The 22,709-nt window shown below is 37.2% G+C and carries 18 protein-coding genes; 7 read left to right on the top strand and 11 right to left on the bottom strand.

What is annotated here, in order from left to right; genetic code table 11:
• Window positions 1-4 precede the first annotated feature (4 nt).
• The 5 genes from FNW52_RS03225 to FNW52_RS03240 all read right to left on the bottom strand — a co-directional run bounded on the left by FNW52_RS03225 (window position 5) and on the right by FNW52_RS03240 (window position 3,073).
• Entirely contained in the window at window positions 5-499 is a 495-nt protein-coding gene (locus FNW52_RS03225) for a DUF6169 family protein (protein WP_143375987.1), read from the bottom strand.
• Entirely contained in the window at window positions 489-653 is a 165-nt protein-coding gene (locus FNW52_RS20655) for a hypothetical protein (protein ID WP_185965907.1), read from the bottom strand. Before FNW52_RS20655 ends, FNW52_RS03225 begins: the two co-directional genes overlap by 11 nt.
• 17 nt (window positions 654-670) lie before the next feature.
• Entirely contained in the window at window positions 671-1,162 is a 492-nt protein-coding gene (locus FNW52_RS03230) for a flavodoxin family protein (protein ID WP_370511561.1), read from the bottom strand.
• Complete coding sequence (sufB, locus tag FNW52_RS03235) at window positions 1,162-2,610, bottom strand: Fe-S cluster assembly protein SufB (protein WP_143375988.1); 1,449 nt, start codon at window positions 2,608-2,610, stop codon at window positions 1,162-1,164. The genes FNW52_RS03230 and sufB overlap by 1 nt, the downstream gene beginning before the upstream one ends.
• 133 nt (window positions 2,611-2,743) lie before the next feature.
• Window positions 2,744-3,073 (bottom strand): iron-sulfur cluster assembly accessory protein, encoded by a 330-nt coding sequence (locus FNW52_RS03240; RefSeq protein ID WP_116759809.1) that lies wholly within the window; start codon window positions 3,071-3,073, stop codon window positions 2,744-2,746.
• A gap of 263 nt (window positions 3,074-3,336) precedes the next feature.
• Here FNW52_RS03240 and FNW52_RS03245 point away from each other — a divergent pair, with 263 nt between their 5' ends.
• The 5 genes from FNW52_RS03245 (at window position 3,337) to FNW52_RS03265 (ending at window position 7,295) form a co-directional block, all read left to right on the top strand.
• Window positions 3,337-4,296: a YjgN family protein gene (locus tag FNW52_RS03245; protein WP_143375989.1), complete on the top strand. Its 960-nt coding sequence runs from the start codon at window positions 3,337-3,339 to the stop codon at window positions 4,294-4,296.
• A 4-nt stretch (window positions 4,297-4,300) separates the two neighbouring features.
• Window positions 4,301-5,368, top strand: a complete 1,068-nt coding sequence (locus tag FNW52_RS03250) for a M48 family metallopeptidase (RefSeq protein WP_143375990.1) — start codon at window positions 4,301-4,303, stop codon at window positions 5,366-5,368.
• Window positions 5,369-5,566: 198 nt separating this feature from the next.
• A complete protein-coding gene (locus FNW52_RS03255) occupies window positions 5,567-5,827 on the top strand; it encodes a hypothetical protein (RefSeq protein ID WP_143375991.1) in 261 nt (86 codons plus the stop codon).
• A complete protein-coding gene (locus FNW52_RS03260) occupies window positions 5,817-6,335 on the top strand; it encodes a nucleotidyl transferase AbiEii/AbiGii toxin family protein (RefSeq protein WP_143375992.1) in 519 nt (172 codons plus the stop codon). Before FNW52_RS03255 ends, FNW52_RS03260 begins: the two co-directional genes overlap by 11 nt.
• A gap of 102 nt (window positions 6,336-6,437) precedes the next feature.
• A complete protein-coding gene (locus tag FNW52_RS03265; RefSeq protein ID WP_143375993.1) occupies window positions 6,438-7,295 on the top strand; it encodes an MBL fold metallo-hydrolase in 858 nt (285 codons plus the stop codon).
• Between the two features lie 115 nt (window positions 7,296-7,410).
• On the opposite strand, the gene FNW52_RS03270 is transcribed toward FNW52_RS03265, so the two are convergent.
• Window positions 7,411-9,126 carry a T9SS type A sorting domain-containing protein gene (locus FNW52_RS03270; RefSeq protein WP_185965908.1) on the bottom strand — a complete coding sequence of 572 codons (1,716 nt, stop codon included), beginning with the start codon at window positions 9,124-9,126 and terminating at the stop codon, window positions 7,411-7,413.
• A gap of 211 nt (window positions 9,127-9,337) precedes the next feature.
• Between FNW52_RS03270 and FNW52_RS03275 the strand changes: the two genes are divergently transcribed.
• Together FNW52_RS03275 and FNW52_RS03280 are read left to right on the top strand one after the other, a co-directional pair.
• On the top strand, window positions 9,338-10,915 hold the full coding sequence (locus FNW52_RS03275) for a S8 family peptidase (RefSeq protein WP_143375995.1): 1,578 nt from the start codon (window positions 9,338-9,340) through the stop codon (window positions 10,913-10,915).
• A gap of 62 nt (window positions 10,916-10,977) precedes the next feature.
• Window positions 10,978-12,852, top strand: coding sequence for a M1 family metallopeptidase (locus FNW52_RS03280; protein ID WP_143375996.1), 1,875 nt, complete (start codon window positions 10,978-10,980; stop codon window positions 12,850-12,852).
• A 383-nt stretch (window positions 12,853-13,235) separates the two neighbouring features.
• Here the strand turns inward: FNW52_RS03280 and FNW52_RS03285 are convergent, their stop codons facing one another.
• From FNW52_RS03285 to FNW52_RS03305, 5 genes are all read right to left on the bottom strand, one after another.
• Window positions 13,236-15,884, bottom strand: a complete 2,649-nt coding sequence (locus tag FNW52_RS03285; RefSeq protein ID WP_143375997.1) for a glucosidase — start codon at window positions 15,882-15,884, stop codon at window positions 13,236-13,238.
• Between the two features lie 557 nt (window positions 15,885-16,441).
• A complete protein-coding gene (locus FNW52_RS03290; protein ID WP_143375998.1) occupies window positions 16,442-17,401 on the bottom strand; it encodes an L-threonine 3-dehydrogenase in 960 nt (319 codons plus the stop codon).
• 144 nt (window positions 17,402-17,545) lie between these two features.
• Complete coding sequence (locus tag FNW52_RS03295) at window positions 17,546-18,208, bottom strand: outer membrane beta-barrel protein (protein WP_143375999.1); 663 nt, start codon at window positions 18,206-18,208, stop codon at window positions 17,546-17,548.
• A 12-nt stretch (window positions 18,209-18,220) separates the two neighbouring features.
• Entirely contained in the window at window positions 18,221-19,513 is a 1,293-nt protein-coding gene (locus FNW52_RS03300; RefSeq protein ID WP_143376000.1) for a TolC family protein, read from the bottom strand.
• Between the two features lie 60 nt (window positions 19,514-19,573).
• Window positions 19,574-22,675, bottom strand: a complete 3,102-nt coding sequence (locus FNW52_RS03305; RefSeq protein WP_143376002.1) for an efflux RND transporter permease subunit — start codon at window positions 22,673-22,675, stop codon at window positions 19,574-19,576.
• Between the last annotated feature and the right edge of the window lie 34 nt (window positions 22,676-22,709).

Here is a 22,709-nt window from a genome sequence, read left to right on the forward strand (position 1 = left end):
TATATTATTTTTCTGTGTTATTATCGTCTGCTAATTTCAAAAAAGCATCTATTATTTGTACTCTCCTTGGATTTTTATATTGAAGAATCATCGAAATTAAGTAAAAATTTCCGTCTGAATCTTTTAATTTTTCATTCATTTTTGCAAATGTATTGTCTTGGTATTTTTCATACCATTCGTCAAATTTCCTTTTTCTTAATTCTTGTTTTCCATCCGATGAATCACAAATATAAAGAGCAATATTATTATCGTGTTTTAGCAAAAAATCCTTGAAGATTTCAGCAATTGTTCGAGATACTTTAATATCAAAAGGGGGATTTTTTCCCGTTTCGTTTTCTGAAACTTCAATAACAAATTCAAAAATATATTCAGAAATTTTTCTGTCAAAAATATTAATATAAGAAGAGGGCTTAAATTTTATTTCATAAATAATTTCCAAACGTGTAGCAAATACGTAACTGTTATTTTTTCCACCTAAAAAAAAATAATTATATTGCATTTGCTTTTAATTTCAATTTAGCTTTCAGTATTTTAACAGCATCTTTGTATTCTTTAGTATGAACATCATTTTTGATTTCCTCCTGAAGTTCTCTTTTGCTATTCATCAAATACTCAATTATTTCGTCTTGTCTGGTTCTCTTTTTAGTTTCCATATTCTATAAATTTTAAATTATATAAAATCTAATTCTATTTTGTCTTTTTGGTCAAATTGATCTGCATTGAAATGCTTGTCTCCAAGATAATTCATTCCTAAATACTCGGCAGATTTTCGGAAAGGAATGTAAAAGTCAAAATCAATTTCGTTATCGTGAGAATTTGAAATTACTGCAAAGTTTTTACCTCGAAGTTCTCTTCCTGTTTCTTTTTCTATTCGAATTAAATCCGAAAATCTATCAAAAAACACTTTCATAATGCCACTCATACTATACCAATATATGGGTGTTGCAAAAATCAATGTGTCATATTTCTCTAGAATTGATTTTATTAAAGGTAAAAAATCATCTGCTACATTCTTACTTTCATAATCATAATAAGAAATGGAATAATCTCTTAAATCAATAACATCGGCGTTTATTTGAATAGAAATTTCATCAACAATTTTTGATGTATTTCCTTTGCTTCTAGAAGATCCGACTATAATAACTTTCCTGTTTTTCATCATTATCCTACACTTCCTTCCAGTGAAATTTCCAATAATTTTTGTGCTTCCACAGCAAACTCCATTGGTAATTTATTCAAAACGTCTTTACTGAAACCGTTTACGATAAGCGCAATCGCTTTTTCGGTTGGGATACCACGTTGGTTACAATAGAAAACTTGGTCTTCACCAATTTTACTCGTTGTAGCTTCATGTTCTACTTTTGCCGTTGGATTTTTGCTTTCGATGTAAGGAAAAGTATGCGCTCCACAATGGTTTCCCATTAATAAGGAATCACATTGTGAAAAGTTTCTGGCATTGTCTGCTCTAGCGCCAATTTGAACTAAACCTCTATAACTGTTTTGCGATTTTCCAGCAGATATTCCTTTAGAAATAATAGTCGATTTGGTGTTTTTACCCAAATGAATCATCTTGGTTCCGGTATCGGCTTGTTGGTAATTATTGGTAACGGCAATCGAATAAAATTCGCCTACTGAGTTATCTCCTTTTAAAATAACAGATGGATATTTCCAAGTTATGGCAGATCCTGTTTCTACTTGTGTCCAAGATATTTTGGCATTTTTCTCGCAGAATCCTCTTTTGGTCACAAAATTGAAAACCCCGCCTTTACCTTCTTTGTTTCCTGGATACCAGTTTTGAACGGTAGAGTATTTTATTTCGGCATCATCCAGGGCGATCAATTCTACTACTGCGGCATGCAATTGGTTTTCGTCACGAGATGGTGCAGTACAACCTTCTAAGTAAGAAACATAACTACCTTCGTCTGCCACTAACAGTGTTCTTTCGAATTGTCCTGTTCCTGCCTGATTGATTCTAAAATAAGTAGATAGCTCCATTGGGCAACGAACGCCTTTTGGAATATAACAGAAAGATCCGTCTGAGAAAACAGCTGAATTCAAGGCTGCATAAAAGTTGTCTTTTTGAGGAACAACTGTACCAAGATATTTACGAACTAAGTCTGGATATTCACGGATGGCTTCGGAAATACTCATAAAGATAATTCCTTTTTCGGCTAATGTTTTTTTGAATGTTGTCGCTACCGAAACCGAGTCAACTACGATATCCATGGCCACATTATTCATCATTTTTTGTTCATCAACAGAGATACCTAACTTTTTGTACATTTCTAAAAGTTCAGGATCTACGTCGTCTAGCGTTTTGTTTGGGTCTGCTTTCTTTGGGGCTGAGTAATACGAAATGGCTTGAAAGTCTGGTTTTTCATATTTTACATTTGCCCAATTTGGCTCAATCATTTCTTCCCAAGCGCGAAAAGCTTCAATACGCCAATCGGTCATCCATTGTGGTTCTTCTTTCTTTTGAGAAATAGCGCGAACAATATCTTCATTTAGACCAATAGGAAAGGTCTCCGATTCTAATTCGGTATAGAATCCGTACTCATATTCTTTGGTCTCTAATTCGATTTTTAAATCGTCTTCGGTGTATTTTGACATATTAGCCCCCTAACCCCCGAAGGGGGAACTCCTATTAGGGGTAAATAGGAATTTATAGTTATTTAAATAATTTATAAGTTCATTATAGCTTTTTGTTCCCCCTCCCGATAGCTATCGGGAGGGGGTTAGGGGGCTATAGTGAGAATGATTCCCCACAACCACAGGTTCTATTGGCATTTGGATTATTAAAAACGAAACCTTTTCCGTTTAATCCTCCTGAAAATTCCAATATCGTTCCAGCTAAATATAGGAATGATTTTTTTTCGACAGCAATAGTGATGTCGTTGTCAACAAAGATTTTGTCGTCTTCGCCTTTGTTTTTGTCAAATTTCAAATCATACGACAAACCAGAGCATCCGCCGCTTTTTACGCCTACTCTCACGTAGTCTACAGCAGCATCAAAACCATCGTCTTTCATCAGATCGATGATTTTCTTTTTGGCAGTATCAGAAACTTGTATCATGTGTTGGTGTTATTTGTTTTAGAAGTAAATAGCTTAGAATGAATCTCCAAAAGGAGTGTCTATCTATGAAAAGCATATTTGCTTCTTATGTTTATTACGTCTAAATTAACCGCAAAGATACTATATAAAATACTTTTTTCCATAACTGATAACATTTATATAACTAATGGCAAAATAGAAATTTGTTATATAAGGGTAGAATTTTCAATTTAAAAAGATATATTTATGATCTATTAACAAACTAAATAGTATTAAATCAAATTATGGAGAAAACAGTACAAACACCAACAAATTACCAACTTGAATTTAATGGTAAAGGGAGCGAATTTTTTAGCGTGATTATCGTTAACTGGTTATTGACAATTCTTACTTTAGGATTTTATTATCCATGGGCGAAAGCAAGAAAACTGCAATTTTTATATGGAGAAACTTCTTTGAATGGGGATTCTTTCTCATTTCACGGAACCGGTAAAGAAATGTTTAGAGGCTTTGTAAAAGCAATACTTATAATTACGTTTCTGTATGCTTTATTTTTTTTATTCCTCTATCTCAAAACACCAGTTCTGGGAATTGTGATACTTTATCTTGGTATTTTGGCGCTATTGCCATTTGCCATACATGGATCCTATAGATACAGAATGTCCAGAACATCTTGGAGAGGAATTCGTTTTGGATACAGAGGAGACCGCAAGGAGTTCAGTATAAATTTCTTCAAATGGCTTTTCTTTACCATTATTTCTTTTGGATTATACGGTTCTTGGATGTCAATCAACATGAGGAATTATTTGCTGAGCAACATTCGATTTGGAGATGTTGAATTTAATAGTGAAGGAGATGGAGGAGATTATTTTATGTTAAACCTTAAAGGCTATTTATTGACGGTATTTACTTTGGGGATTTATGGGTTCTGGTGGCAAAAAGACCTTTTTGAATACTACATCAATAATTTAAGTATGAATAAAGAGGATAAAGAAATTGCCTTAAATTCGACTGTAACTGGAGGTGGGGTTTTTAAATTGGCAATTGTAAATATACTAATCATCATTGGGACACTTGGTATTGGGTATGCTTGGGTTGTAACAAGAACGATGAAATATGTTTTTGATAATATTGAAATGGAAGGAAATATCGATTTGAATTTATTGTCACAAACCGAAGAGAATTATAAGGATGCCACAGGAGAAGATATTAGTGATTTTTTTGATATGGATTTTGTGATGTAATGTTATGCAAGAAAAAATAATTGGGATTTTCTTTGATGGAGAATCAGCTATTCCGCAAGAAATTGAATTAATTTTTGATGTTGAGAAAAGTGTTCTTGTTTTTGAAACTATCAATAATCAGCAACATTCTTGGGATCTAGATTTGGTTGTTTTCGAAATAAAGTCAAAAAACGTATATCTTGAATATGGAAATGATCCTATTCAAAATATAAAAATTAGTGACAGCGATTTTATAAAAAGGATTCATGATTTTAGAAAAAAGAAAGGGAATCTAAGTTGGTATCAAAAACTAATGGATATGGGAATCAAAGCCCATATCCTTTTTACCGTTTTTATCTTTGCAATTATTGGATTAGGTTATTTTTATGTCCTTCCATTTGTAGCAGAAAAAGCGGTGGTACTCATTCCAGAAGATTATGATTCTCAATTAGGAGAAACTTTTTTTGACCAAAACATGCTTTTTAATGATGTTGATACTGAAAAGACAAGAGCTTTAAATCGATTTGCAAGTGAGTTGAACTTAAAAAACACCAAAAAATTAAAATTCACGGTTGTAAATTCAGAAATGGTGAATGCTTTTGCACTTCCGGATGGAAATATTGTCGTTTTTTCGGGGATACTTAATACCATGAAAGATTATGACGAATTAGTTGGACTTATTGGTCATGAAGTGGCTCATGTGAATCATCGGCACTCTATGAAAATGGTGTGCAGGAATTTATCAGGCTATTTATTTGTATCCGCAGTTTTGGGAGATGCCAATGGGGTTATGGCAACAATTGGTGATAATGTGAATAGTTTGCAATCGTTGTCTTACTCTAGAAAATTTGAACATGAAGCTGATGTGGAAGGGTTTGAAATTATCGCTTTAAATAAAGTAAACCCAAAAGGGATGTCTAATTTATTCAAGCGATTACAGGATGAAGAGGTTGTCAGTATTCCGGAATTTTTAAGTTCGCATCCTGTTACTACCGAAAGAATAAGAGATATTAATGAATTGATTAAAATAAAACCTTTTCAGTTTAAAGAAAATTTGCAACTGAAGAAATTGTTTTCAGCCATTAAAAATTAAATTGAGCCTGAATTCCAAATGGAGTTCAGGCTTTTTTATTTGCTTGAATTCTGGAATTCGTTTCAAAATGGTTTTAGGTTGTTTTTGAATCCTATATATTGGGATCCACATTCTATGGACAAAGCTTTGGCTAAATTGGAGCAACTATTGCCATTAAATAGCAGGTACTATTTTTAAAATGATTAAATTTGTAATGCTATGGAAACGATGAAAAAACCAAATATACCAGCATTTTTACTCTGGGAATACGATTTAAATACCTTTAATTACGATAAATCGTATAAAATTGTTATTGAAAGAGTTTTAGAAAGAGGGACTATGGAAGATTGGAAAGAAATAGTACATTATTATCCCCACGAAAAAATTATTGAAACAATAGAATGGTCGGCTCAATTGCAAAACAGAGACAAAGAATTTAGTAAATTATTTTTAAAATCAGATTATTTCGATGTTCTGTAAAGACCCATTTATCATAAATCCAGAAACTTTTTCGCTAATTCAAGAACTACAAAGGCTAGATTTCTTGAAGGAATTTTATTTGGTCGGAGGAACGGCATTAGCATTAAAATTAGGTCATAGAAATTCTATTGACATCGACTTATTTACTCAAAACGAATTTTCAACGCAAGAATTTGTTGAAAAATTAGCAGAAAACAAAGAATTTTTCAAGTCTTTTGAGAGAGAAAATACATTGATGTGTTTTATCAATTCTATTAAAACTGATTTCATTCGCCATAATTATCCATTAATAAATGAACCCATTACCGAGGAAGGCATTACTTATCTATCCTTGGAAGATATTGCCGCTATGAAACTCAATGCAATAGCTCAGTCAGGTAAACGATTAAAGGATTTTATTGATATTTATTTTCTGCTTGAACATTTTTCTATCAATCAAATGCTCGGTTTTTATGAACTTAAATACGCAAACAGTAATAAGGGGATTGGAATACTTTGGAGATATTGACCCCGAAATTGGCCCTCCAAAATTAAAAAAACCACTGCCTATTTCTAAAATTAAAAAGAGAATAATTGAAGGCATATTACATTTGAATAAAATTTTTTAAAAATGAAACTTTATCCTATAGAAACAGGCAATTTTAAACTCGATGGTGGAGCTATGTTTGGTGTGGTTCCCAAAACCATTTGGAACAAAACCAATCCTGCCGACGAAAATAATCTGATTGATATTGCCGCACGCTGTTTGTTGATTGAAGACAGGAACCGATTGATTTTGATTGATACCGGAATGGGAAACAAACAATCCGACAAGTTTTTCGGGTATTACTCGCTTTGGGGAACGCATTCTATGGACAAATCGTTGGCTCAATACGGTTTTCATCGCGATGACATTACCGACGTTTTTATGACACATTTGCATTTTGACCATTGCGGGGGAAGCGTGCAATGGAACGCAGCCAAAACCGGCTATGAACCCGCTTTCAAAAACGCCAAATTCTGGAGTAACGAGAATCATTGGGAATGGGCCACAAAACCGAATCCGAGAGAGAAAGCGTCATTTCTTTCCGAGAATATTTTGCCGATGCAAGAAAATGGACAATTGCATTTTGTTCCTAGACCCGATGGAGATTTTGGAATTTCAAATGAGTTGGGATTTGGAATTTTTTATGCCGATGGTCATACCGAGAAGCAAATGATTCCGCACATTCAATACCAAGATAAAACGATTGTTTTTTGTGCCGATTTATTGGCAACAGCTGGACACTTGCCTTTGCCGTACGTAATGGGTTATGATACCAGACCTTTATTGACGATGCCCGAGAAAGCAAAATTCCTGAACGCCGCCGCCGATAACAATTACTATTTGTTTTTGGAACATGATGCGCATAACGAAATTATAACCGTAGAGCATACCGAGAAAGGAGTGCGATTGAAGGAAGTATTTAGTTGTACAGATATTTTTTAAAATCTAGATAAAGTTAACTCTAAAAATAAACCCCCATTTTCATCGATTTGAAAATGGGGGTTTTATGTGCAGTTTTTGTGAGGAACAAAGCAATCTCACTTGGATGATTTATTACTTACTCCACTATAATTTTCTTAGCGGTATTGGCTCCTTCGCTTTCTAGAAACACATAATAGATTCCTTTTGGCAATCCAGTTAAATGTATCGTATTGTCATTAGCTCCAGAAGTAAATGTAGTTGTTTTCACTAACTTTCCTAAAGCATCATAAACAGTTACTTTTTCAAGAACAATATTGTCAATGTGCAATTCCCCTTTGGTTGGGTTTGGATAGATAGCGATTTTATCAAAAATAGATTCTTCTATTCCTAATGTCGTGCAAACCGTATTATAGGTTGCTGTAGCATCTTTTAAAGTTGACCAATTATTGTTTGAATAAGCAGCATCATCAACTTGTATGCATTTCAGATTAGGATTGTTTTTGAAATTAGGAAGATTATTCGTGTCAATACTTGAGTTTTTGCCATTTTTAAAATTTATACTTAATAATTTATTATTGTTACATTTTAAAAGTAGCAGAACTGAATTTCTCGAAAGATCAAGACTTGTCAATTCATTTACATGACAGAAAATACCAGTTAAAGCCACATTTGCAGAAATATCTAGGGTAGATAATTTATTATTTGAACAACCTAAACCATATAAAGCTGTGTTTTTATAAAGATTTAAGCTAGATATTTGATTGTAAGAACAGCTTAAATAAGCTAAAGCGAGATTTTTGGAAGTATTTAAACTTGTTAATTGATTTTTTCCACAACTTAACTCTATTAGAGATGTATTATTTGTAATGTTTAATTCAGTAAGTAAGTTTGAATAACACTCTAATTTCTCCAACAAAGTATTTGATGAAACATCAATTACAGTTATCTTATTATAATTAAAAAATAAATTTGTTAATACAGTATATTTAGAAACAACTAGTGAATTTAATTGATTAGAATCGCAGTTTAAATGTGTCAAATTTAGATTGCTAGTGTTGATGAAACTGGTTAATTGATTTGTAGAACAATTTACATCTGTCAATTTTCCGTTTTTAGAGAGATCTAAAATAGTTAAATTGTTTTCTTGACAATCTAACGATTCTAAAGCTACAAAATCCTGAATACCTGTTAAGTCAGCAATTGAGCTTGAAGAAACATTCAACGAAGTCAATGTGTTAATTTTGTTTGTTGCTACTTTCCCATTGGCAGGAGCAGAATCAATTCCCAACTCAATTAGTTTTTTCTCAAAATTTAGATCAGGGATTAGGGTGTATTGCTCAGTTGCTTGAACAAACACTTGTACGTCATCAATCAAAATATTAAATGCCTCAGTATCAAAAGTAAATAAGGAAATACTCAAGTCATACGACATGTTTTGGTCTGGGGTAAAAGTAGTTTCTTTTACAGTCCAATTGTTGTCAGTGGCAAAAGTACTGCTGGATATCGTTGTAGAACTGCCGTTTTGCTTAATGTTTAAACTTATGGGATGTTGACTGTTAAAGTTTCCGTTTGGATCCTTATACTTAAATTTTACAGTATACGTTTTACCAGCGGTCATAGGAACTTGAGCTATTATTTCTGGTCTAGTGGTGTTGTTTGCAATAGACAGTTGTACACTTTTGCTCCCTTCGGTAAAACTAGAAGTGTTTTGGGTTACATTGTTTTTTATTGTCCAGTCGGACAATGTTGTACTATTGGTCCAAGTTTCGAATCCACCGTTTGGGACTACATTGGTTTGGGAGAATAAATTAAAAGTGCAAAATGCAAATACAATAAGTAATTTTGTTTTCATAAAAGTTGTCTTTAAATATAAGGCGGTGCAAGAGTACGAAAAATAATCCATTTTCTTACGGTATTATTTAGTGATATCCTACTAATATTATTTTTGTAATAAAAACCTTTTTCCAGAGGTGTTTTATCTTAAAATACCGTTAACGATTGCGTAATATGTAATTTACTTCTACTATTTTTGGAGTTGATTATTAAAATTGGAAAATACGTACATGAAAAAAATAAATCTAACTTCATTAGCATTACTCGCGGCTTTGTCATTATGTCTTTCGGCCAATGCGCAAACATCGACTACATACACTGGTAAAAAAGGAAAACTGAGTGAACCCGAATTGCAAAGATGGTCGCATCTGGATTTGGCCAAAGACAGTATTCCGGGAATGAGCGTAGATAAAGCTTATGCGGAATTACTAAAAGGCAAAAAAGGGGTTAAAGTAATTGTTGGGATTGTAGATTCGGGTATTGACATTGATCACGAAGATTTGAAATCCATAGTTTGGACCAATAAAAAAGAAATTGCCGGAAACGGAATAGATGATGATAAAAACGGTTACATTGATGATATTCACGGTTGGAATTTTCTGGGTAATGCCGGAAAAGAAACACTAGAAATGACCCGTAGCGTAAAAAAAGGCGATGACGGATCCGCAACCTACAAAAGTGCACTGGCTGCGTATAATGAAAAATACAATAAAGCATTGCAAGACAAACAGCAAGTCGATTTCTTGATGGGGGCAGATAAATCCATTCAAAAACATTTGAATAAGGAAGTCTATACTGTTGAAGATTTGAACGCAATCATTACTACCGATCCTGATTTGACCAAAAGTAAAATGGTCATGACCCGTATTTTGACCAATGCAGGGCCTACTTTTAGAGCGGAAATCGAAGAGTATAGCAAATATGTTTACGATCAATTGAACTATAATTTAAACAAAGAGTTTGATGGTAGAAAAATTGTAGGTGATAATCCAGAAGACATTAAAGATACCAAATACGGAAACAATACTGTTTATGGACCAGACAAAGAAGAAGCCCTTCATGGAACTCACGTTGCTGGAATTATTGCTCAAGTACGAGGCAATAATCTTGGGGGTGACGGAGTTGCCAATAATGTTGAAATCATGGCCGTAAGAGCGGTTCCAGACGGAGATGAGTACGACAAAGATATTGCACTGGCCATTCGTTATGCAGTAGATAATGGAGCCAAAGTAATCAACGGAAGTTTCGGAAAAAGTTATTCTCCTCACAAGCAATGGGTTTTTGATGCCATTAAATACGCTGAAAAGAAAGACGTTTTGTTTGTTCATGCCGCTGGGAATGATGGAAATAATATCGATTTGGCTGAAAATACAAATTTCCCAAATGACTCCGATGACAATAAAAAAGAATTTGCTTCGAATGTGTTGACCGTAGGTGCTTTGAATAATGCATACGGACAAAGTGTAATCGCAGAGTTTTCAAATTATGGTACTTTTAACGTAGATGTTTTTGCTCCTGGGGATGAAATTTACGCAACCATCCCAAACAACAAATACAAATATTTACAAGGAACTTCTATGGCTGCGCCTAATGCTGCTGGAGTTGCCGCTTTGGTTCGTTCGTATTACCCAAAATTATCAGCCAAACAAGTAAAACAAATCTTGATGGAATCTGGAATGCCACTTCCTGCCACCGTACTTTTGGGCGAAAAACAAGAATCAAGCACAGCAGCCAATTCTTCTAAATCAGGAAAAATGGTCAATGCCTATAATGCATTAGTGATGGCCGAGAAAATGTCTAAGAAATAATTGTAACTACTATTAATCCAATGGAAGGGCTTTTGTTCTTCCATTTTTTATTTTTAAATACCATGCGCAAACTCTATTTATTCGTATTCTTTTCTGTAAGTATTGTGAATCTATCCGCCCAAAATTCGGGTTACTGGCAACAACAGGTCGATTATAAAATGGACGTCACTATGGATGTCAAAACCTACCAGTACAAGGGAAAACAAGAACTGGTTTACACTAATAACTCTTCGGATACGTTGAAGAGAGTGTACTATCATTTGTACAATAATGCTTTTCAACCGGGAAGCGAAATGGATGCTAGACTGCAAACCATCAAAGACCCTGATGGTCGTATGGTAACCAAAATAAAAGTAGATGACAAAGAGGTAAAAGAAAGCCGAATCAAAAACCTTAAACCCAACGAAATTGGGTATTTGAGAATTTCAAATTTCAAACAAGACGGCGTTGTGGCTGTTGCCAAAGAAGTAGGGACGATTCTAGAAGTTACTTTGGCCAAACCGATTCTGCCAAATTCAAAAACGACTTTTACCCTAGATTTTGATGGTCAAGTACCGGTGCAAATTCGTCGTTCGGGACGCAATAATGTCGAAGGTATCGAATTATCAATGGCACAATGGTACCCAAAAATGGCTGAATTTGACTTTGAAGGTTGGCATGCTGATCCTTATATCGCCAGAGAATTTCACGGTGTTTGGGGGAATTTTGATGTCAACATTACAATCGACAAAGACTATACTTTGGGAGGTTCTGGTTATTTGCAAAATCCAAACGAAATGGGGCATGGCTACCAAGATGCTGGAGTTACCGTAGTATATCCAAAAAAAACAAAAACCTTGACTTGGCATTTTGTAGCCCCAATGGTGCATGATTTTACTTGGGCTGCCGATAAAAATTACGTGCACGATATAGTAAAAGGACCCAACAATGTCGATTTGCATTTCTTTTTCAAAAATACACCGGCTGTTGTAGAAAACTGGAAAAAACTAGAGCCTTTGATGGTAAAAGTGATGGATGATTACAACAAAACGGTTGGTGATTATCCATACAAACAATACTCGTTTATACAAGGAGGTGATGGCGGAATGGAGTATGCCATGTGTACTTTGATGCTGGGTAACGGAAAACTGGAAGGAATTTTAGGTACGGCTACACATGAGCTGGGGCACTCTTGGTTCCAACATATTTTGGCGTCCAACGAATCCAAACACCCTTGGATGGACGAAGGTTTTACCACCTATATCGAAGATTCGGCACTGAATGAATTGAAAGACAAAAAAGAAGAAAACCCATTCAAACCCAACTATGCAGCCTATTATAAATTAGTAGAATCTGGTAAGGAGCAACCACAAACCACGCACGGAGATCGTTATGATGAAAACCGTCCGTATAGTATTTCGTCTTACGTAAAAGGAAGTATTTTCTTGTCGCAATTGGTTTATGTGATTGGTCAGGACAACGTAAACAAAACCCTGAAAAAATACTATCAGGATTTCAAATTCAAACACCCATCACCAAACGATATTAAGAGAACTGCCGAGCGTGTTTCGGGAGCCAACTTAGATTGGTACTTGGTCGATTGGACAGAAACACTGAACACTATCGATTACGGAATCAAAGAAGTCAAAGACAATGCCGATAAAACAACCGTAACCCTTGAACGAATTGGTAGAATGCCAATGCCAATTGATCTATTGGTAGAATATACGGATGGTACCAAAGAGAGTTTCTACATCCCGTTGCGCATGATGAGTTTCGAAAAAGAAAACCCAACTCCCGCCATTACCAGAACGGTCCTTAACGATTGGGCTTGGGCGTATCCTACTTTTGAATTTAACATCTCAAAACCGAAAGCTACCATCAAGAAAATTACCATAGATGCTAGCGGTTTAATGGCAGATATCAAACAAGGCAATAATATTTATGAAGTGAAGTAATATTTCATAAAAATATAAAAAAAGGCTCTTTTAAAATGTAACGTTTTAAAAGAGCCTTTTTTTATACAACAATTATTTGGGGGTAACACCACTAGCAAAAGGGGCTACTTTTAGTGCTGCTTACTCGCCCCTTTTGCTACTGCTGTCGGGCTATTTGCGCTACTTCGGTAGCCAGCGTCTATCCCTTACCCAATCCTAAGATCATTAGGGTAAACTTAGAAATTTAGGGTTTTCAATGAGATCTCTTTTTAGTTGGAATAAAGTTTTCGTGTGTCTTTGCGAGGAACGAAGCAATCTCATATCGTATGTCCGTTTCAATAATTCACTAAGTTGCCCTTGTTAGTGAGATTGCTTCGTTCCTCGCAAAGACACAAAAAGACTACCTATTCCACTTCCTCATGCAAGTGTCTAATAATTTCAGAAATCAATCCCGTCCATCCCGTTTGATGATTGGCGCCTAGACCTTTGCCAGTATCTCCATCAAAATACTCAAAGAACAAATGGTTTGTATTGAAAAGAGCATCCTCTTGAAACTTCTCGTATTCTCCATACATCGGAATTTTCTCGTTGGCATCCGGTATAAAAAGCGATAATAATCGTTTGGCAACTCCTTCAGAAGCTTGCTGTAGCGTGACCATTTGCCCCGAATGGGTTGGGAATGCTACCTTGAAGTCCGTTCCGTAATAGCTGTGAAATTTTTCTAAAGAGTCTAAAATCAAATAATTCATGGGGAACCAAATAGGCCCTCTCCAATTCGAGTTTCCGCCAAACATATCTCCGGTGGCTTCGGCTGGAGTATAATCGACTTGAATGGTTCCTCCGTCATGTTTGAATTTATAGGGATGTTCTTTGTGGTATTTGGACAAAGATCGTACCCCAAAATCCGACAAAAATTCATTTTCATCAAACATGCGTCTTAGGATCATTTTCATTCGATGCCCTCTAAGGGTAGAAAGCAAACGACTTTCTCCTTTGCCATGATGATACCAACTCGAAACTAAACTCGCTAAGTCCGGACGGTTTTTTAGAACCCATTCGACACGACGTTTAAAAGCGGGTAATTTCTCTAACAACTCCGGAGTTAATACTTCGACGGCAAATAGAGGGATCAACCCAACCATTGAGCGTATTTTTAGCAATTCGGCATCGCCATTTTCTTTGTGGAGCATGTCGTAAAAGAATTTATCTTCATCGTCCCAAAGATTAAGTTTGTTGTCTCCCATTGATTGCATCGCTCCCGAAATTTGTAGAAAGTGCTCAAAGAACTTGGAAGCCATATCTTGATAAACGGGATTTTTCAATGAAATTTCACAGGCTATTCGCAACATATTTAGGCAATACATGGCCATCCAACCCGTACCGTCGGCTTGTTCGAGATGACCTCCTGTGGGTAAATCGGCGGAGCGATCAAATACTCCAATATTATCCATGCCAAGGAATCCACCTCCAAAGATGTTATTCCCATTTTCATCTTTGAGATTTACCCACCAAGTGAAATTCAGTAACAGTTTGTGAAAAATACGTTCCAAGAAAACGGTATCTCCAACGCCACCATTGGCTTCTTTGTCAATTTCATATACTTTCCAGGTGGCCCAAGCATGAACTGGTGGATTGACATCCGAGAACGACCATTCATAAGCTGGGATTTGCCCGTTTGGGTGCATGTAATATTCCCTAAGGATAACTGACAATTGTCTTTTGGCAAAATCAGGATCCAATCTGGCCAAAGGCAAGGTATGGAAGGCCAAATCCCATGCCGCAAACCAAGGGTATTCCCATTTGTCTGGCATAGAAAGAATGTTGGAAGTATATAAATGTTTCCAAGTACTATTTCGCCCAGTCTTTCTGTTTCCTTCTGGTTTTGGAGTAGAGGGATCTCCTTTTAGCCATTCAAAGACATTGTAATAATACCATTGTTTGGTCCAAAGCATTCCCGCATACGCTTGACGCTGAATGGATTTTAATTTCTCATCTGTAACTTCTTTCTGGAGGGGAGCATAAAATGCATCGGCTTCCCGAGTTCTTTTTTCGAAGAGGGTATCAAAATCGGCAAAAGGATTATTTGTAGTGGTATTTGTAAATCGAAGGCGATAGACTTTTTGACCATTGGCAGGAATGATATCGTCATATTTTACAGCTGCTTTGGTGCCTGTACCCTTTGGATTTATGCTTGCTGCATTTTTATTGATAATATAATCATTGATGCCGTCTTTGGTATAAGCAGTGGGATTTGGGGTTTTGTACAAGCGCTCCAAATTGGTTTCGTTTTCGCAAAATAAAAGTTCTTCGGCATGATCGGCATACAAATGAAAGTGACCCACTAAGCGATGGTGGACTTCAATTGCAGCTTTTCCAACGCCAGTTAAGGTTGGCTTGTGTTTGTAATTCTCATATCCCCAACTCCAAGTGTTCCTGAACCAAATGGTGGGTAATACTGTAATTGGAGCGGCTTCCTTTGAGCGGTTCTCTACGGTAATTTTGATTAAGATGTCCTGTTCCTCGGCTTTGGCATATTCTATGGAAATATCAAAATAGGCATCGTTATCAAAAATCCCTGTGTCCAGTAGTTCGTATTCGGGTTCCTGACGGGATCGTTTTTTGCTTTCTTTGATTAGTTTTTCATACGGAAAAGCAGTTTGAGGATACTTATAAAGCATCTTTTGATAGGAATGGGTAGGGGTGGAATCTTGATAGAAGTAGATTTCTTTTACGTCTTCTCCGTGGTTCGACTCGGAAGGGGTTAGTCCAAAAAAACGTTCTTTTAGAATATGGTCTTTGTGGTTCCAAAAAGCAAAAGCCAAACAGATGTGCTGTTTGTTGTCTGAAATCCCCCCAATACCTTCTTCTCCCCATCGATACGCTTTGGAGCGGGCCATGTCGTGAGTGGTGCTTCCCCAGGCATAACCATTTTGAGAATAGTCTTCTCGTACGGTTCCCCATTGGCGTTCCGTTAGATAAGGACCCCACTTTTTCCAGCCTTTATTGTCGGTTCTTAATTTTAGGCGCGCTCTTTCTGGATCTATTTCTGACATACCATTTTCCTGTTTTTAATGCATTTGCAATTTAAATAAATCGCAGGGACAAACCGTTAAATAATTGGCAAAAATCAAAGAGGATTATTAGTGAAACGTTATTTATGAATTGTTTTTATTGCAATTAGTACGGAAATTCTATAAACCCGTAATTTGGGTCAGTACAGTTTTTTGTTCTCAAACTTTTCATCATAATATTGTCATCTCGACGAAGGAGAGATCTCCGCGAGTAGCTCGACAATCTTATTCGACTAAGAAAATTAAAAAAACGGAATAGCATTGCGGAATAGTATTGTGGAGATTCCTCGTTCCTCGGAAGGACAATTTTGAGGTGAGACAATATTGAGTGAGTGGTTTGTGGAAGAACAGGTTCTTTAAACGAATAATATCTTCGGGACACGGATGCTGCGTGAAGGATAGCGCCAAGTTACCTTGTAACGGCAATAGCCTGACAGCATTAGGGAAAGAGGCCGAATACGCGCTGCGATAAGTAGGCCTCTTTTTCTAATGGTGGCACGCCCAATGGATGATTATGGACGTGAATTTTTGGAATTATTCTATAAGTCGGTACTGTATTGCGGACTTAGATTTTTGATCATATCGACGGTCATCATTTCTAGATCAAATTCGTGTTTCCAGCCCCAATCTTCTCTAGCGCGGCTGTCGTCAATGCTTGCAGGCCAACTGTCGGCAATTTTTTGACGGAAATCCGGTGCGTACGTTACTTCCAGTTCTGGAATGTGTTTTTTGATTTCGGCAGCAATTTCGGTTGGGGTAAAACTCATCGCCGCCAAATTATAGGAAGATCGAATCTTAATTTGTTCAACCGGTGCTTTCATAATATTGATGGTAGCTGCAATGGCATCATCCATATACATCATCGGCATTTTGGTTTCTGCAGCTAAAAAGCATTCGTATTTTTTATCAGAAAGTGCTTTGTGATAGATGTCAACAGCATAATCGGTAGTTCCTCCGCCTGGGAGTGTGGTCCAACTGATTAAACCAGGATATCTGATACTTCTCACGTCGACTCCAAAGATGTTATGGTAGTATTCGCACCATCTTTCGCCGGCTTGTTTGCTGATTCCATAAACGGTAGAAGGTTCCATAACAGTGTATTGCGGGGTGTTTTCTTTGGGTGTTGTTGGCCCAAAAACGGCTATACTGGAAGGCCAGAATATCTTTTTGATTTTTCCGGCTTTCGCCAAATTCAGAACGTGAAATAACGAGTTCATATTTAAATCCCAAGCAAAAGCAGGATTTTTTTCGGCTGTCGCAGAAAGCAGGGCTGCCATTAAATACACGTCGGTAATTTGATGCAATTCTACCAAATTTTCAATTTGGTTAAAATCTAAAGCATTGACCACTTCAAAGGGTCCTGAATTGACGACATCGGTATTCAATTTTCGAATGTCGGAAGCAATAACATTTTCCGTTCCGTATAATGCTCTAAGTTGGTGCGTTAGTTCGGTGCCTATTTGCCCGCAAGCGCCTATAATTAATATCTTTGGATTCATTGTAATTTGTTTTGACCACAAATATAACGATTTCATAAATAGTTAGATAAATTTAGCCACCGGTTTGTTAATATCAAAAAAAAACAGCCGTTATTGTTGTTAGTCCATAGTTTTCCTAAACGTGATATAGTTGAAAATTGAAATTTATTGAAATTTATACCCCATGGTGACAAAAAAACTTTGATTGTAAATCTTCCATTGCTCTTCTTGTGTATTTGCATTTTCAATCAGGGGCACAAATCCACGAATACAGCGCGCTCCAAAATTAAGTCCGTTTGGTAATTCATAATTTAAACCCATTACAATTCCAGCATCCATTTTCTGGCTATAACCACCGGAAGATTCACTAGAGCCAAAAAAAGTTTTATCAGTATATAGGTTTCCATCATCATCTTTGCGCTGAATGGAGGCATTTAACAAAATGCCTAAATAGGGACCTGCATAGAGCTGAAATCCTTTGTAATAAAAAGTTGGACTAGCGGGAAATAGATCAAGATATTGACGCCTAAGGCTACTGGTAAAAATAGGGTTAATAGCATCATTCATCTCTACTGTAGTCAATCGTCTGCTGTAAAAAAGTTCATGTTTTAGTCCAAAATGCTTGGTTGTTTTGTTGTCGAGAGTGATGCCGATTACAGCACTGATTGACCCTTTTGATGCACCCCCAGTTGATAAACTGTCGATGTCACTGCCTCTGAGTGTCGACCAGTTCATACCGCCACTAATGCCAAAAGTGATCTTTTCCTGTTGTGCACTGGCTGTTATTGACAAAAATAACATCAGTGCTATTGTAAGTATTGTTTTCATTGTTTCTTTATTTTAAAAATTAATATCCCAAATGCCAGCTGTTTTTTCCAATTCTACTAAGGCTGCTGCGTAGTTGTATAACGTTTCATAATAATTGAGCTGTGTTTCGTTATAGGTTTGTTGTGCACTCAATACTTCCAGCAGCGAAGTTTCTCCTCGCTTGTAACTATAAATCTTACCGTCTAATACTCCTTTTGCATCAGCAAGTAAACCAGTATTAAATTGGCGAACCTGTTTTTGTGCCGTGTGGTAAGCAAACCAGGCTTGCCTAACTTCAACCTGAATTTGTAACTCCGTTTGTTTGTATAGCACATTGGCTTGTTGCAAGCCATATTCTGCGGCTTTTAATTCGCCTCTGTTGTTGTTGGAAAATAGTAGTGGAATGGTTATTCCTGCCGAAACTGCGGTTGAAGAGGGCGTTGGTGCAACAGCATTACTTACAACAGCAGCGCCTTCTACTCCCAAACTGAATCCCAGGTCGAAAACCCGATTCGCTTGGGTTAATTTTAAAGCATCTTGGGATACCGTTTTATTCTTGAGCGCAGCCAACAAATCGGCTCTGTTGTTTTGGGCGGAAGTAATCAGTTGGTTTAAATCGAACACACGATCCATTTTTGCTAAATCTCCAGAAGGCAGCAACAAGGCGTCTGCTTTTTGCTCCCCCACTAGCGTCCCTAATTGCAAAAGGGCGGTCTTCCAATCGGCTTCGCTTTGATAAACTTCATTCAGCATGGCATTGGCTTCTAGTCTGCTTTGGCGGGCATCAATTTCGGAGATACTTCCTAACTTGAAACGAATGCTGTCCGAGACGGCTATATTTTTTAGAATCGTATAAGAGCTGAGCTGTACTGCAAAAAGCTCTTTTTGTTTCAAACCCGTGAGGTAATTCAAAGTAGCTTCGGCACGTAGGTTGCGGAAGTAGTCTTCAAGTAAGGCCTTGGTGAGTTCGTTGGTGCTTTTTGCCAAGTTGATGCGTGCTTTTCGCTTTCCTCCCAATTCTAATGACCAGCTTAATTCACCAGAAAAACCATAACCCATCTGCATTCTTCGTTGTCCAGTATCACTTGCTCCGATGGTTAGTTCTGGATCTGGGAAAACTTTGGCCGCTTCTACATTGGCGTCTGCAATATTCATGTTGAATTTTTCGGCAGCATAGCCTAAATTGTTCTTACTGACTAAGGTTAGAAAATCCGAATAATTTATTATTGTTCTTGTAAATGTGGTGTCAATTTGAGCATTTGCCACTCCCGGAATACCGATCAGTAAAACAAATGGCACCCATTTATATTTTATATTTTTAATCATAGTATTGAATTGTTTATTTGGTTATTTGTTTATTCTGTTAATCGTTAAATAAATCAACGCTTAAACGTTTTCTAACTCCTCCTCCTCTTGCTCAAATTTTTTCTCAATCAGATAATAAAGAGAAGGCAAAACAAATAAGGTAAGAACGGTAGAGAACAGTAAACCATAAACGATTACCGTTGCCAGTGGCCTTTGTACATCGCTGCCTATACCAGTGGTTAAGGAAGCAGGAAGCAATCCCAAAACAGCAACTGTTGCGGTCATCAATACGGGACGGAAGCGTTGTTTGGCACCGTTCGTTACGGCATCAAGCAAGGCCATTCCTTTGTTGCGAAGTTGATTGATGTGTGAAATCATAATTACGCCATTCTGTATCGCCACACCAAACAAGGCAATAAAGCCCACCGCAGAGGAGACATTGAGTGTCATTCCACGAACATTTAGGGCTAACATTCCTCCAAACAAGGCCAAAGGAACGATGCTCATCAGCAGTCCTGCCTGACGGAATTTGCCAAACGCACCGTACAATAAGACAAACATAAGGGCTAAAGCCAAAGGGACGATTACGGCAAGATGCCCATAAGCGCGTTCTTGATTTTCAAATTGTCCTCCCCATTTTATTTTAAATTGTTCATGGTCGTATTTTACTTTTTCTTCAATTTCAGATTGAGCTTCGGCTAGGAACGAACTCAAATCACTCCCTCTCAAGTTCAAACGAACGGTTAAATGTCGTTGATTCATCTCTCGAGAAATAGTACTTTCTCCTGTATTGAGTTTGATGTTGCAAACTTGGGACAAAGGAATCTTGCTCCCTTCGGAATTGGTCAACATTAAATTTGCTATTTTCTCAGGACTATTGCGACTTTCTTCGTCATAACGCGTCATAATATCATAGACTTTATTGCCTACAAAAATTTGCGAAACCGCTTTTCCTCCCAGGGCAACTTCTATCAATTCCGATACATCATCTACATTCAAGCCATACTGGGCAATCTTTTGGCGATCCGCAATAACTTGTATTTGCGGCAAAGGCGGTTCTTGGTCTATAGCCAAATCAACGGCTCCCTTTACACCTTGCAATGTTTTGATGACATCCTCTGCAATTCGGCGGGTTTCTTTATAATCTTCGCCATATATTTTTACCACCAATTCGCTGTGTGCTCCCGAAATTTTATCCATAACCCCATCAATCATGGGTTGCGAAAAACCAACATTATATCCTGGCATAGTGGCGTATTCTGCGGCAAGTTCTTTAATTAAATCGGCTTTGGTTCTTCCTGATTTCCACTCGCTGTAGGGTTTTAGACCAATACTGCATTCGTAGTGCGAAGGGGTCCACGCATCTGTTCCGTCATCATTACGTCCGGCTTGCACCATCATATAGGTTACCTCGTCGTGTTTTAGTGTACGATGACGAAGGGTGTCGCTCATCTCTTTCGATTTTTCTAAAGTGATACCCGGCGGTAATGAAACTTGTAACCAAATAGACCCTTCGTCTAATGGAGGCAAGAAATCTTTTCCTACCGTTGCGGTAAGAATACAAGCAAGAGACAATACCGCAATTAATGGCACAAACACTTTTTTGGGAGCTTGCATTATTTTTTGAATGCGACTGTGGTACGCATTAGTTAGTTTATCGAGCCACTTGTTGTGATACATTTTTTGTGGCTTGCGATAAATGAAATAGGCTAGTCCCGGTATAAGAAATAAGGCAACTAGTAAGGCACCAAAAAGAGCGTAGCCAACGGTAAATGCCATGGGTGTGAATAATTTTTTCTCCACACGTTCAAACGCAAATAGCGGCAAGTAAGCAGTAATAAGAATCAAGGTGGCAAAAAATATTGGACGAGCCACTCCTTTTACCCTTTCGGCAATACTTTTCTCGGTTAGTTCTTGGTCTTCGTTATCTTCTCGTTTCTTCAAAACGGTCTCCATCATTACAATAGCACCATCTACAATAATTCCAAAATCGATTGCCCCTAGGGAAAGCAGATTTGCCGGAATATTGGTCAATTTCATTAATATAAAAGCAATCAATAATGAGATTGGAATCGTAATTGCCACTAATAAAGCCCCTCTCCAACTACCCAGAAAAACAATTAGCACAATAATTACCAAAGCCATTCCCTCAAGTAAAGTGTGAGAAACGGTGGTAAGGGTAGTGTTTACAAGATCAGTTCGGTCTAAGAAAGTATGGATTTTTACTCCCTTTGGAAGCACGTTTTCGTTCAAATCTACAACGGCCTCATTCACGCCTTTTAGGACAACCGATGGATTTTCCTGTTTTAGCAAAAGCACAATGCCTTGAATATTATCGGAATAGTCAGCCCCACGTTTGTCAGAATACCCAAGTGCCCCTTTGCGTTCTAGGTTTCCATATTTTAGTTTCCCAATATCATTGAGATAAATGGGAACGCCATTTACCGATTTCACGACAATTCGCCCTATATCATCCAGATTTTTTGCCAAACCGATTCCACGCACCACGTAGGATTGGTCGCCACGATCCACCATGCTACCGCCCACATTGGCATTGTTTTTTTCGATAGCTTCGGTTACTTCGCTTAGCGATAAATTGTATTGCTCTATTTTTCGGGGATCAAGCTCTACTTGATATTGCGTTGTGATACCCCCAAAATTGGTGATGTCTGCCACACCCGCTACTTGCTTGATACGGGGAATAATTATGTATTCTTGTAGCTCGCTTAGTTGTCGCAAATCATGGTTTTTGCTTTCAATGATGTAGCGGTAAATTTCACCAGTTGGAGAGGTAAGAGGGTCTAAACCCGGTACGGCACCATAAGGCAATTCGACATCATTTAAGCGTTCTTGAATTCTGGCTCGGGCAAAGTAATCTTCTACCCCGTCATCAAAAACAATGGTCACCATAGACAAGCCAAAAGTACTTTTGCTTCGCATCACATGCAGACCAGGCAATCCGTTTATGGCGCGCTCGATGGGAATCGTGATTTGTTGTTCCATTTCTTCGGCGGCCAAACCGGGAACTTGTGTTACCACTTGCGAGGTAACATCTCCAATATCGGGGTAAGCTTCAACCGATAGTTGGGTCCAAGAGTAATACCCAAATAAAGAAAGTAGCAAGAATAATGCTAAAATTAACCAGCGTTTAGTAATGGCTGTTCCAAATATATTTTCTTTCATATGTGTTTTATTTTTTAATTCCGATAATTATCGA

Source organism: Flavobacterium sp. ZT3R18 (assembly GCF_007097385.1).
Taxonomy (GTDB): domain Bacteria; phylum Bacteroidota; class Bacteroidia; order Flavobacteriales; family Flavobacteriaceae; genus Flavobacterium.